Consider the following 12,104-nt stretch of genomic DNA (forward strand, 5'->3'; position numbering starts at 1 on the left):
AAGCTTACCCCGAAGGATAAGCTCCGCTCGACTTGCATGTATTAGGCACGCCGCCAGCGTTCGTCCTGAGCCAGGATCAAACTCTCCAAATTGGTATTTAGAAAGAGCGATTGCTCATTTTAAAACATCTGACGAGAATTTGCATTCTCATTTTGGAAGTCACTCACGTGATTTCCGATACTCACTCGTTGTTCAGTTTTCAAAGATCAAGCTCGTTGTTGGCGGCGATGTTCTCGTCAGCAGCAACTCTTATACTATATCATGTCCGGCGTATTAATGCAAGCTTTTTTTTAATTTCTTTTTTCGAGCTCGGCGTTGAACTTTCTTGGCCGGAATTAGAATATATCATGTATAGAGATTCTTTGCAAGCATTTTTAGAAATAAAATTTCTCCACTGTGCCAAAGGAGCCGCATATTGCAGCTCCCGTGGCTATTGTGGTAGAACAGTACAATTATTCAGTACGGTTGCGCATGTGCGGGAACAGCAGTACATCGCGGATGGACGCCGCATTGGTGAGCAGCATAATTAGACGGTCTACACCAATACCCAATCCGCCTGTAGGCGGCATGCCGTATTCCAGAGCACGGATGAAGTCATCGTCCATTTCGTGAGCTTCGTCGTTGCCCTTTTCTTTTTCTTTAATTTGCGCTTCAAAGCGCTGACGCTGGTCAATAGGATCATTCAGCTCGCTAAAGGCATTAGCGTGTTCACGGGCCACAATAAACAGCTCAAAGCGGTCTGTGAAGCGCGGGTCCAAATCATTCTTTTTGGCGAGTGGAGAGATTTCAACCGGATGGCCTGTGACAAAGGTCGGCTGAATCAGTGTTTCTTCCACAAATTGCTCAAAGAAGGCATTCAGGATATGTCCAAAGGTCATATGCTTCTCAACCGGCACGCGGTGCTCCTTCGCCAGACGCTGCGCTTCCTCATCTGTCATTTGAACGCCAAAGTCGACACCTGTCACCTCTTTGACAGCATCCACCATACTCACCCGGCGCCAGCCTGGCGACAGATCTACTTCATAACTCTGATAGTTGATCTTCTGGGTACCCAGTACTTCCTCAGCGATATGGGCGATCAGGCTCTCAGTCAGGTGCATGATGTCCTTATAGTCGGCATACGCTTCGTACAGCTCGATCATCGTAAATTCCGGATTGTGGCGCGTGGAGATGCCTTCGTTACGGTACACGCGGCCGATTTCATATACTTTTTCCAAACCGCCGACGATTAGACGCTTCAGATGAAGCTCAATGGCAATGCGCATATAAAGCTGCATATCCAATGTGTTGTGGTGTGTAATGAAAGGACGGGCTGCGGCTCCACCGGCAATGGCATGCAGGGTTGGAGTTTCCACTTCCAGATAGCCATGCGAATCCAGATAACGGCGCATGGATTGGATAATCCGTGACCGGGTAATGAACGTCTGCTGAACTTCAGGGTTGATGATCAAATCCACATAACGCTGACGGTAGCGCAGCTCTACATCCTTCAGACCGTGATATTTCTCGGGGAGAGGAAGCAGTGATTTGGAAAGAACCTCAAGGTTGTCCACCTTAATAGAGGTTTCACCCGTTCTGGTCTTGAACACCTTTCCGCGAACGCCGATAATATCCCCCAGATCGAGAACGTTAAAAGCAGCATATTGCGCTTCTGAAATGCTGTCCTGACGGACATAGATTTGAATCTTGCCGCTGAGATCCTGAATGTGGGCAAAGCTGGCTTTACCCATTACCCGCTTCGCCATAATGCGGCCGGCAATGCTGACTTCGAGATCAAGCTCGTCCAGTTCCTCTTTGGTTTGCCCGTCATACTTGGACATAATATCGCCGGCACCCGTCGTACGCTCATATTTCTTGCCAAACGGGTCAATTCCCAGTGCGCGAAGCTCGTCCAATTTGCCACGGCGAATCGTCAGCAGCTCACTAAGCTCATTCTCTGTGTTATCCACGGTGTTCATTTCCTCAGTCATGTGGTTCATCCTCTCTTACTCACTATGTCATATACACAAGAAGAAACGGCTCCGCCATCATTCATGAGGACAGTCCGTTCCATTGCCAAATATGCTGATCTGTATAGGTTTTGAAAAAAAGCTTCCCTAAGGAAGCTTTACAGACCTATTCCTTATACACGCTTATTACTTCATTTTAATATCGAGAATTTTATATTGAATAACGCCTGCAGGAACACTTACATCAACAATGGTACCAATTTTTTTACCGATAATAGCTCTGCCTACCGGGCTTTCGTTGGAAATCTTATTGTTCAGCGGATCGGATTCCGCCGTGCCTACAATCGTATATTCCATAATGTCGCCGTATTCCATATCCTCGACGTTTACGGTAACACCGACACTAACCACATCGGTAGCAATCTCGTCGCTATTGATGATACGCGCATTGCGGAGCATTTTTTCCAAAGTGATGATGCGTCCTTCGATAAAAGCCTGCTCGTTCTTCGCGTCCTCATATTCGGAGTTCTCACTGATATCTCCGTAGCCAATCGCCACTTTAATCCGCTCGGCTACCTCACGCCGTTTCACGGATTTGAGGGTCTCAAGTTCTTCTTCCAGACGCTTAAGTCCGTCCGGTGTAAGGATGACTTCTTTATCGCTCATCTCAACCGATTCTCCTGTCGTATACATTTATTGAAAACACCATACTATATGCGAATCTGGAGGGATCAGAACCCTCCTTCTGCATTGCCATGCTGTAACGGCGATTTTATACTGTGAAATTATATTGGAACCGCTACAAAATGTCAATGATGCCTCATATAATGTTCAGGCGTTACTCAAAAACGCAGGAAAATCAGCATTTAAACCGCCGTGAGAGTGGAATTTAGGACAAAATCATTCAAAATCCGCACCATTCCATCACGTTTGGTTTCTTCCATTATGACATCCTTCACGCGGGCAGCAGCCTTCATTCCTTTCAAATACCAGGCCATATGCTTGCGCATTTCCCGGACAGCTACCGCTTCGCCCTTCAGGCTGATCAAACGGTCCATATGAAGAATCGCTACTTTGATCTTCTCTTCCGGACCCGGCTCCGGCATTAGCTCACCTGTATTCAGGTATTGGATTGTACGGTACAGCATCCACGGATTGCCCAGAGCGCCGCGCCCTATCATTACGCCATCGCAGCCGGTCTGATCCAGCATTGCGCGGGCATCCTCAGGTGTATTCACATCTCCGTTGCCGATAACCGGAATGGAGACTGCCTCTTTGGCCATACGGATGTACTTCCAATCGGCGTGACCGGTATAAAGCTGCTCCCGGGTTCTGCCGTGAACACTCACCGCCTGGCCTCCGGCACGTTCAACAGCGCGCGCGTTATCTTCTACAAAGATATGCTCGCTGTCCCAGCCGATCCGCATCTTTACGGTTACTGGCTTATCAACGGCGTCAACGACTGCGGATACCATCTCGTAAATTTTGTCGGGATTCAGCAGCCAGCGCGCCCCTGCGTCGCATTTCGTTACTTTCGGCACAGGACAGCCCATATTAATGTCGATAATATCGGCATTGGTTTCTTTATCAACGACCTTGGCCGCCTCAACCAGCGACTTGCGGTCGCCTCCAAAAATCTGCAGACTCAGCGGCTTCTCGCGTTCATCTACAAACAGCATCTCCCGCGTACGCAGGTTGCCATGCAGAATCGCCTTGTCGCTGACCATTTCCGCGCAGACCAGCCCGGTTCCAAATTCTTTTGCGATTAGACGAAAAGCCGGATTGCAAACGCCGGCCATAGGTGCCAGTACCACCTGGTTTTTCATCTCAATGCCGCCAATCTTCAGCATGCTTATTCACTTCCTTGTATGGTAAATTGTATCTCTACGCTCTCTTAATTAGAGGGATTAGCCAGTTCGTCGGCAGCAACTCCAAGGACATCTGCAATTTTATTTAAAATTTGATCTTCCAAACGTCTGTTTCCCCTTTCTACTGCGCCCAGCACAGCCAAGGATACTCCGACAGCGTCCGCCAGTTCCTGCTGAGTATATCCCTTCAGCTTTCGGAATGCTCTGACCCGCCGTCCCATACGTTTGTTGTCCACAAGCAAATTCCTTCCTTCCCCTCTATGTGTTGTAGCGCTGCTGTAATTAACTGCCGGAGTCCAGAGGACTCATTCTGCGGCACAATATCGTTCAGTGGAAAAAGCACAAACGCCCGCTCCAGCATCCGGGGATGCGGCAGTGTTAAATCCGGGGTATCCATGCTCTGATTCTCCACCCATAGTAAATCCAAATCCACTGTTCTCGGTCCGTAGCGGATATCCCGGACACGGCCAAGCTGTGTTTCGATACCCAGCATCACTTGAAGCAGCGCCTCCGGCGCAAGTGTTGTGCGAAGGGCGGCCGCCATATTCAAAAACTGAGGCTGATCCAAATAACCGACAGGCTCGGTTTCGTATACGCTTGAGCAGCGAAGCACCTCAATCTCCGCATGCCGGTTCAGCCTGATCAAAGCTTCCTTCAGCGTTCCTTCACGGTCCCCCAAATTAGCCCCTAAAGCAATATAAGCCTCTGATGGCTCAGAGGTGGATTGTGTATTCATGAACGAGGTCTCACTTTCTGGTTCTGTGTAGTTCTACGGTCACTCCCTGAAAGTGAATGTCGAACGGCGGATGCGGCTTGGTTACTTTGACCGTTACCGCATTGATAACAGTATAAGTGTCAAGTACCGAGGTTGCAATATGTTCCGCCAAAGCTTCGATTAATTTAAATGATTTTGTTTCGACAATTTTTTTAACGAGAAAGTGCACTTCGGCATAATTTACGGTTAACGTGAGATCATCACGGGTCCCGGCTTCCTGCAAATCAAGCTCCAGCTCCAGATCAACGTAAAAGCGCTGGCCCAGCTTGCGCTCCTCTTCAAAAACTCCGTGATATCCATAGTACTCCATGCGGTGAAGGGTCATTTTATCCACTCTAGTAACCTGCCTTCTCATAAAATAGTTCTGCCAGCAACCGCGATTTATTCACGCACCTGGAGCGGCACGGCATAGAGCATAGCGTCGCACATCTGCACTGTGCGCTTAATTGCTGCTACATCGTGCACCCGCACGATTTGACAGCCTTGGGCAATCCCGAACGCCACGGTGGCGGCAGTGCCTTCAACCACATCCTCCGGCGGCAGATCGAGCACAGTGCGGATGAATTTTTTGCGGGAGGTGGCGAGCAGGACTGGATATCCAAGCTCCGTCAGTTGATCCAGGTTCATCATAGCCTGAAGGTTCTCCGCATAATCCTTGGCAAAGCCGATCCCCGGGTCAAGAATGATGTTCTCCCGCTTCACTCCTGCTGCCAGCGCCAGTTCCACGCTCTCGATAAGATCCGCAGACATATCGCTTGCCAGATCCTGATAATTGCGGTCATGGCGGTTATGCATCAAAATAATCGGACAGCCCGCTTCCGCAGCTACAGCCGGCATATTGCTATCCGCCTTGGCCCCCCAGACATCATTAATGATGTGCGCACCTGCCTGAAGCGCCTGCCGGGCCACTTCCGCCTTATAGGTATCAATGGATAACGGCAAATGAGGAGCCGCGCGGTGTATACTCTCGATAACCGGCAGCACGCGGGCCAGCTCTTCCTCAAGTCCTACCGGTTCATGGCCGGGACGTGTCGATTCACCGCCGATATCAATAATATCCGCACCCTCTGCCGCCATTTGCAGTGCATGCTCTACGGCCCTATCCGGCTCATTCCACAATCCGCCATCGGAAAAAGAATCCGGGGTTACGTTCAGAATCCCCATAATTAAAGTGCGTTCCCCCAGCGACAGTTCAGCAGCACCCATAGAGTAGGTACGCTTGTATATAACGGGTCTCATTCAGGTGATCCCGTCCTTTCTCTATATGATTCCAGCAATCGTGCCGTGATTCTTCCACATTGTCCGCCGCTTACGCTCAGCCGCTCATTTCCATACCACAGCATTGTAACCGGAACAATCTCCTGCACCGAATTGGTGAGGAATATCTCATCAGCACTGGCAAGCTGTTCCCAGCGGTAGAAACCTTCTTCTATGTGCAGACCGGCTGTGCGGGCCAGTTCAAGCACCATTTCCCGGGTAATTCCCGGCAGGATGCCTGTAGCGATATCCGGGGTGTAGAGAACGTTGCGGATGATGAAAAAAACGTTGCTGACAATGCCCTCAGCGATCTCGCCCCCGGCGGTCAGCATCAGCCCTTCCGCTCCGCTTGCAGATGAGGCATATCCGGCCAATTCACGCTTTGCAAGTATATTATTCATATAATGCAGCGACTTCAACCGCACCGGCCCCTCCGGCGTATTACGCCGCAGGTTCAGCAGTTGCAGCCCTTTGCCTTCCTGATAGAGACTGGCTGGCAATCGCGGCAGCTCTTTGATATAGAGCAAATGGTTAGGCTGGCCGTAGTCTCCCGCAGGCAGGCCAAGGATATCCTCACCCGCTGTAACGGTATAACGGATGTAAGCATCCTTCAATTCATTTTTGCCCATTACGCGGTGAATCCAATCCCTTAGTCCGGCAGCGTCCCCTTCAAAAGGAATGCCTAACTGTCTGCAGCCGTCAGCGAGTCTGCCCAGATGCCGCTGCAGCAGGAATGGCTCGCCCCCGTAGGTACGGAACGTTTCAAACAGGCCCATGCCGTACAAAACGCCGTGATCCAAAGCGGAAATCACGGCGTCTTGAGCATCCGCTACGCGGTTGTTAAATCCTATATATTTCATACCGGTTCTCCGGCTCTCCGTTTCAGGAAATTGCGGAGCATTTGATGACCATGATCTGTAATGATTGATTCAGGATGGAACTGCACACCTTCTATCGGGTACTCTTTATGGCGCAGAGCCATAATTTCACCTTCCGCCGTCTCTGCTGTAATCTCCAGGCAATCCGGCAGACTCTCACGCTCCACGATCAATGAATGGTAACGGGTAGCGGTAAAGGGCGATTCCATCCCTTCGAATACGGAAGTACCCTTGTGGTGAATCGGCGAGGTTTTGCCGTGCATCAGACGTTCGGCACGGATGACTTTGCCGCCGAAGGCCTGTCCAATGGCCTGGTGTCCCAGGCATACGCCAAAGATCGGAATTACGCCCTTGAAATGCTCAAGCAGTTCCAGACTGATTCCTGCTTCATTTGGCGTGCACGGTCCCGGAGAAATCAGGATATGGTCCGGCGCCAGCGCCTCGATCTCCTGAATGGTGATCTCGTCATTGCGGGATACCTTCACTTCTTCTCCAAGCTCCCCCAGATACTGCACCAGGTTATACGTAAAGGAATCATAATTGTCGATTACCAAGATCATTGTGTTGCTCCTCCTTCGGCGCCGCCGGAGCTCCGCAATTCCTGCTGCTGTTCGCTGCAGAGAACCGCCTTCACTACGGCTTTGGCTTTATTATGGCATTCCCGGTATTCACGGTACGGGTCGGAATCAATCACGATGCCCGCGCCCGTCTGAATATAGCCTACTCCGTCCTTCACCGCCAGCGTTCGTATAATAATATTTAATTCCATATTGCCGCTATAGTCAATCCAGCCCATCGAACCAGTATATGGACCGCGCCGTACCGGCTCCAGCTCCTCGATAATTTCCATCGTGCGCACCTTGGGTGCGCCGGTGATGGTGCCGCCGGGGAACAAGGCGGCTATTACGTCATAAGCGCCTTTGCCAGGCATGGCGGTGCCTTCCACCTGCGATACGAGATGCATTACATGCGAGTATCGCTCCACGGTCAGCAGCTCCGGCACGCTGACCGAACCATACGCAGCGACACGGCCGATGTCGTTGCGCTCCAGATCGACAAGCATAATATGCTCGGCGATCTCCTTCTCGCTCCCGCGCAGCTCCGCCTCCATGGCGGCGTCTTCAGCGGGAGTGTGGCCCCGGCGCCGGGTACCGGCAATGGGGCGGGCGCTGACCTTGTCCCCGTGCAGCTTGACAAGCAGCTCGGGCGAAGCGCTGGCGAGCGCGAAGCCGGGCGAGCGCAGCAGCCCCATGTACGGGGACGGGTTGAGCTTGCGCAGCCATTCGTAAACATCCTCCGGCGAGGATTTCAGCTCTGCCTCCTGCCGCAGCGACAGGTTCACCTGAAATACATCGCCTTGGCGGATGTATTCCTGGACCTTCCGTACGGCCTGCTGGAATTGCTCAGGCGTGAACGCTGAGGCCATACCGGGCCATTGGCCGGTATGGCCGTCGCCGGCCTCAATTATCGAAGCAGCTTCATTCCCTGCACCTGCTTCTGTAATTCCAGAAACGGCGGAAATATCCTGCCACTGCCCCAGCATCCGCTCCGTACGCTTTGCAGCCTCTTGATACAGCTCCTTCAACTCAGCGGAACCAGATGATTTCACAGCAGGACGAGGCACATGGACTGTGCAGTAAAGCATATCCTCCTGATGATCGTAGATCCACAGCTCTTCGAACCTCATAAAGAGATAATCGGGGAACCCCGGATCGTCCTTAGCCAAAACTGGCAGCCGCTCCAGGGAGCGGACCACATCATAGCTGAGAAATCCGGCGCACCCTCCCGCAAATGGCGGCAAGCCGGGGAACCGGACCTGCGGAGATGTAAAGTCTTTCATCCAGGCCTGCAGCACATTCAAAGGCAGACCCTGCAGCTCTGACTGCAGAGCCCACTCAGTCCGATCCGCAGCACTGGAGGACAAGCTGTATACTTCGGACGCATTGTCTTTGCCTTGCAAGACAGAAGCAGGCTGTAAGCCCAAATACGTATACCGTCCGCCTTTGCCGCTCTCCAGGACCATTGAGTAAGCGGAAGCCAGCTCCCAAGCCTTTGTCCAGGACGCGGGCAACCCTGCTGTGCCCTGCGGAGATCGTATAATAAAGGGGAGCAGGCTCCATTCTTCGTGCGCCCACTGCTCCCAATCCTGCCACGCCGTTATAATCTCCAAATCCATCCTCCTAAAAGTTTTATGAAGCTTGGGTTTCTTAGAATTTAATTCGCAATAAAATTTACTTGCGAAGCATCCGCTTAGTTGTGCTCCAATTCGACGGCGTCCACTCACCCACTCGTTTATTGCCTGTCAGTATACTGTACTTCATGCTGCTTTGAAAAGCCCGAATCTGCTATTATTCATAAAAAAGAGCCTCCGCTATCCCTGTGAAAGCGGAGGGGGAGGCTCTTCAGAATTGCTTAATCCAGCAATTACACTTCGAAATTGTACAGCGGAGTACTCAGATAACGCTCGCCGTTACTTGGGATGATGACGACAACTTTTTTGCCAGCTCCCAGCTCCTTCGCTACTTTGAGCGCGGCAAATACAGCGGCGCCGGAAGAAATGCCGGACAGAACGCCTTCTTCCTTGGCTACACGGCGTGCCGTTTCAAACGCTTCGTCGTTCTCTACATGAATGATTTCATCATATACCTTCTGGTTCAGAATCTCAGGGATAAAGTTTGCTCCAATCCCTTGGATTTTGTGGGGACCCGGTTTGCCGCCGGCCAGAATTGGCGATGCCGCAGGCTCTACAGCATAGATCTTCACATCAGGATATTGACTCTTCAGCACTTCGCCAGCTCCTGTAATTGTTCCGCCAGTACCTACCCCTGCGATGAATGCATCGAGCGGTCCTCCGATGGACTCAATAGCTTCTACAATTTCAGGGCCGGTTGTTTCGCGATGGATCTTCACGTTCGCCTTGTTCTTAAATTGCTCGGCGAGGAAATAGCTTGGGTTCTCGCTTAAGATTTGCTCAGCTTTCTTAACCGCTCCGTTCATGCCTTCCGATCCCGGAGTCAGCACCAGTTCTGCACCGTAAGCGCGCAGCAGATTGCGGCGCTCAAGGCTCATGGTTTCCGGCATAACAATAACAGCCTTGTAGCCTTTGGCGGCAGCGACAAGCGCCAGGCCGATCCCTGTATTGCCGCTGGTTGCTTCTACAATGGTACCGCCTGGCTTAAGCAGACCTGCCTTCTCAGCCTCTTCCACGATACTGATAGCGATACGGTCCTTCACACTGGACCCTGGATTTTGGTATTCCAGCTTCAGGTAAATGTCTGCGGAACCTTCAGGAACTATCCGGTTGAGACGAACGAGCGGCGTGCCCCCGATCAAATCTGTTACACTGTTAACGACTTTAGCCATGAGAAAAACCTCCTTGGAATGATAAATAGAATGGGTGCGGACGATAGCCTATACCAGGATGTGCAACACCGCGGTGCAAAGTTATTACACTGTACGGCGGTAGAATTGAATCTGCTGCCATTATTTCCGACTAAATCAGTAGGTTTTACATTTAATCTCATATTATCAATCTTGCAGGCTGTTGTCAATATATATCGCTGTATCATATTTAGCGCGCAAATCGCTTTCCACCTGCTGCAAGGGAGCGGCCTTCTCCAGTGCAAGCTCGCTACGAACCTGCTCCCGGATTTCCGCCTGATTCTGCTGCTCTGGAACAATAATTGATTCCAGGCGAATGACGGCGTAAGTATCGCCGGTCTGCAGCGGGCCGGCAATGTCTCCCGCCTGCAGACCAGCCGCCGTCTTCAGCAGGTCTTCCGGCCAAAAAGGATCATCTTCCTCCACCGTTCCGATATTCCCGCCATGCTGCCGGCTCTCTTCGTCAATGGACAGCTCCTTGGCCAGCTCTGCGAAATTCTCTCCCTGCTCCAGCCGGTCCATTACCTTCTCGGCTTCATTATAAGAAGCAACCTTGATTATGGAGAGCTGCATCTCTTTTTTCGGAGTGAAACGTTCGGAGTTCTGCGCTAAATAATCATCAATTTCATTCTCGCTGATGGTGATGCTGGCTGTAGCCACTGCCTGCAAGGTCAGGCGGTAAAGAGTCTCCTCCCGCACTTCCTCCTTGGAAAGCCCCAGCTCTGCCTGCATCTGTTCATAATATTGCTGCTCTGAGCTATAGCCGGCCATACTGCGCTTCAATTCCTGTTCAACCTCATGATCTGTCACAGCAATGCCCAAGGCTTTAGCCTCTTTGTCCACTACAATATGATTAAGCAATCCCAGCAGTACTTCTTCACCATGCTTTTTCTTCAGTTCATCCATCCATTGCCGGTCCGTTACCGGTTGACCTCCCGCTGTAGCAATGTCCTTCGGCTCACCCTCTGCGGCCTCTCCCTTGAGAATGGACATAGCCCGCAGACTCCAGAACAATAATCCTCCGAGCATTAATGTTGCGACAGCCAATAGAATTGCGCAGCATGCGCTCCTGTCTTGTCATCATCCCATTGCCCTACGATTTCGCTTGATCCAGGATTACCTGCATTTCATCCTTGTTGAATACATAAGTCTCGTTGCAATAATGGCACACGACCTCTACCTGCTCATCCTCTTCAATTAACTGCTCCAGCTCCTGCTGGCCCAGACTGACCAGAGTCTGCTCTATACGTTCGCGTGAGCATTGACAGACAAAGTTAATGTCGAGTCCGTCCAGAATTACCGCATCGGGAAGCAGCCAGCGAAGCATTTCCTCCGGCTCAAGCCCTTGATCCAGCACAGCCGTAACGGAAGGCATAGCCCCCACTGCCCGCTCAATCTCTGTAATCTCATCATCGGTAAGACCCGGCAGGAGCTGCACAATGAATCCTCCGGCAACCCTCACAGAATTATCAGTCTCAACCAATACTCCAAGTCCTACTGCAGCCGGGGTCTGCTCCGAGACTGCAAAGTAATATGTAAAATCCTCGCCGAGTTCTCCCGAAATGATAGGCACACTGCCCCGGTAGGGCTCCTTCATCCCCAGATCCTTGCTAATATCAATGAACCCTTCCGTTCCTACCGCTCCGGCAACATCCAGCTTGCCAAGACTGTTGCTGGGCAGATGGACATGCGGGTTTTGCACATAACCGCGAACTTCACCGAGAGCATTGGATTCTGCCATAATCTGCCCAAGCGGCCCGTTTCCTTTGACGATAACCGCCAGCTTTTCCTCACCCTTGAGCATGGCGCCCATCATAGCTGCGGCTGTAACTGTACGTCCCAGCGCCGCTGTAGCCGTTGGATACGTATCATGTCTGCGCCGTAATTCGTCTACAAGCTCTGTAGTACGGACAGCAAATGCTCTTACTTTGCCGTTCATGGCGGTTCCGCGAATCAGCCGATCCTGTTTTTTGTCCATTGGGTGCATATGCCCTCC

13 protein-coding genes are annotated in these 12,104 nt (G+C 51.5%); all 13 read right to left on the reverse strand.

Translation table 11 applies throughout. The annotated features are described in order from the left end of the window. Nucleotides 1-452: 452 nt before the first annotated feature. The 13 genes from lysS to hslO all read right to left on the reverse strand — a co-directional run bounded on the left by lysS (nt 453) and on the right by hslO (nt 12,086). Entirely contained in the window at nt 453-1,970 is a 1,518-nt protein-coding gene (lysS, locus tag B212_RS0127245) for a lysine--tRNA ligase (RefSeq protein WP_019914445.1), read from the reverse strand. A 165-nt stretch (nt 1,971-2,135) separates the two neighbouring features. After that, nucleotides 2,136-2,615, reverse strand: coding sequence for a transcription elongation factor GreA (greA, locus tag B212_RS0127250; protein ID WP_019914446.1), 480 nt, complete (start codon nt 2,613-2,615; stop codon nt 2,136-2,138). A 200-nt stretch (nt 2,616-2,815) separates the two neighbouring features. Continuing rightward, a complete protein-coding gene (gene dusB, locus B212_RS0127255; RefSeq protein WP_019914447.1) occupies nt 2,816-3,799 on the reverse strand; it encodes a tRNA dihydrouridine synthase DusB in 984 nt (327 codons plus the stop codon). A 44-nt stretch (nt 3,800-3,843) separates the two neighbouring features. Continuing rightward, nucleotides 3,844-4,053: a helix-turn-helix domain-containing protein gene (locus B212_RS34120; protein WP_028531066.1), complete on the reverse strand. Its 210-nt coding sequence runs from the start codon at nt 4,051-4,053 to the stop codon at nt 3,844-3,846. Further along, a complete protein-coding gene (folK, locus tag B212_RS0127265; protein WP_019914448.1) occupies nt 4,005-4,553 on the reverse strand; it encodes a 2-amino-4-hydroxy-6-hydroxymethyldihydropteridine diphosphokinase in 549 nt (182 codons plus the stop codon). Before folK ends, B212_RS34120 begins: the two co-directional genes overlap by 49 nt. A gap of 10 nt (nt 4,554-4,563) precedes the next feature. After that, nucleotides 4,564-4,926, reverse strand: a complete 363-nt coding sequence (folB, locus tag B212_RS0127270) for a dihydroneopterin aldolase (protein WP_019914449.1) — start codon at nt 4,924-4,926, stop codon at nt 4,564-4,566. Nucleotides 4,927-4,973: 47 nt separating this feature from the next. Then, nucleotides 4,974-5,831, reverse strand: a complete 858-nt coding sequence (folP, locus tag B212_RS0127275; protein ID WP_019914450.1) for a dihydropteroate synthase — start codon at nt 5,829-5,831, stop codon at nt 4,974-4,976. After that, nucleotides 5,828-6,709 carry an aminotransferase class IV gene (locus tag B212_RS0127280; protein WP_019914451.1) on the reverse strand — a complete coding sequence of 294 codons (882 nt, stop codon included), beginning with the start codon at nt 6,707-6,709 and terminating at the stop codon, nt 5,828-5,830. Before B212_RS0127280 ends, folP begins: the two co-directional genes overlap by 4 nt. Then, nucleotides 6,706-7,287, reverse strand: coding sequence for an aminodeoxychorismate/anthranilate synthase component II (gene pabA, locus B212_RS0127285; protein ID WP_019914453.1), 582 nt, complete (start codon nt 7,285-7,287; stop codon nt 6,706-6,708). The genes B212_RS0127280 and pabA overlap by 4 nt, the downstream gene beginning before the upstream one ends. Further along, nucleotides 7,284-8,903: an anthranilate synthase component I family protein gene (locus B212_RS0127290; protein ID WP_036668561.1), complete on the reverse strand. Its 1,620-nt coding sequence runs from the start codon at nt 8,901-8,903 to the stop codon at nt 7,284-7,286. Before B212_RS0127290 ends, pabA begins: the two co-directional genes overlap by 4 nt. 248 nt (nt 8,904-9,151) lie before the next feature. Next, entirely contained in the window at nt 9,152-10,090 is a 939-nt protein-coding gene (gene cysK, locus B212_RS0127295; RefSeq protein WP_019914455.1) for a cysteine synthase A, read from the reverse strand. A gap of 165 nt (nt 10,091-10,255) precedes the next feature. Beyond that, nucleotides 10,256-11,101: a peptidylprolyl isomerase gene (locus B212_RS32580; RefSeq protein ID WP_019914456.1), complete on the reverse strand. Its 846-nt coding sequence runs from the start codon at nt 11,099-11,101 to the stop codon at nt 10,256-10,258. Between the two features lie 100 nt (nt 11,102-11,201). After that, nucleotides 11,202-12,086 (reverse strand): Hsp33 family molecular chaperone HslO, encoded by an 885-nt coding sequence (hslO, locus tag B212_RS0127305; RefSeq protein ID WP_019914458.1) that lies wholly within the window; start codon nt 12,084-12,086, stop codon nt 11,202-11,204. Nucleotides 12,087-12,104: the final 18 nt, after the last annotated feature.

The organism is Paenibacillus sp. HW567, assembly GCF_000374185.1.
Taxonomy (GTDB): domain Bacteria; phylum Bacillota; class Bacilli; order Paenibacillales; family Paenibacillaceae; genus Paenibacillus_AQ.

Bases quoted from the DNA above. Each gene is read 5' to 3' on its own strand.
- lysS (WP_019914445.1), bottom strand. From the start codon at position 1,970: ATGACTGAGGAAATGAACACCGTGGATAACACAGAGAATGAGCTTAGT.
- greA (WP_019914446.1), bottom strand. From the start codon at position 2,615: ATGAGCGATAAAGAAGTCATCCTTACACCGGACGGACTTAAGCGTCTG.
- dusB (WP_019914447.1), bottom strand. From the start codon at position 3,799: ATGCTGAAGATTGGCGGCATTGAGATGAAAAACCAGGTGGTACTGGCA.
- folK (WP_019914448.1), bottom strand. From the start codon at position 4,553: ATGAATACACAATCCACCTCTGAGCCATCAGAGGCTTATATTGCTTTA.
- folP (WP_019914450.1), bottom strand. From the start codon at position 5,831: ATGAGACCCGTTATATACAAGCGTACCTACTCTATGGGTGCTGCTGAA.
- B212_RS0127280 (WP_019914451.1), bottom strand. From the start codon at position 6,709: ATGAAATATATAGGATTTAACAACCGCGTAGCGGATGCTCAAGACGCC.
- pabA (WP_019914453.1), bottom strand. From the start codon at position 7,287: ATGATCTTGGTAATCGACAATTATGATTCCTTTACGTATAACCTGGTG.
- B212_RS0127290 (WP_036668561.1), bottom strand. From the start codon at position 8,903: ATGGATTTGGAGATTATAACGGCGTGGCAGGATTGGGAGCAGTGGGCG.
- cysK (WP_019914455.1), bottom strand. From the start codon at position 10,090: ATGGCTAAAGTCGTTAACAGTGTAACAGATTTGATCGGGGGCACGCCG.
- B212_RS32580 (WP_019914456.1), bottom strand. From the start codon at position 11,101: ATGTCCATTCTCAAGGGAGAGGCCGCAGAGGGTGAGCCGAAGGACATT.
- hslO (WP_019914458.1), bottom strand. From the start codon at position 12,086: ATGGACAAAAAACAGGATCGGCTGATTCGCGGAACCGCCATGAACGGC.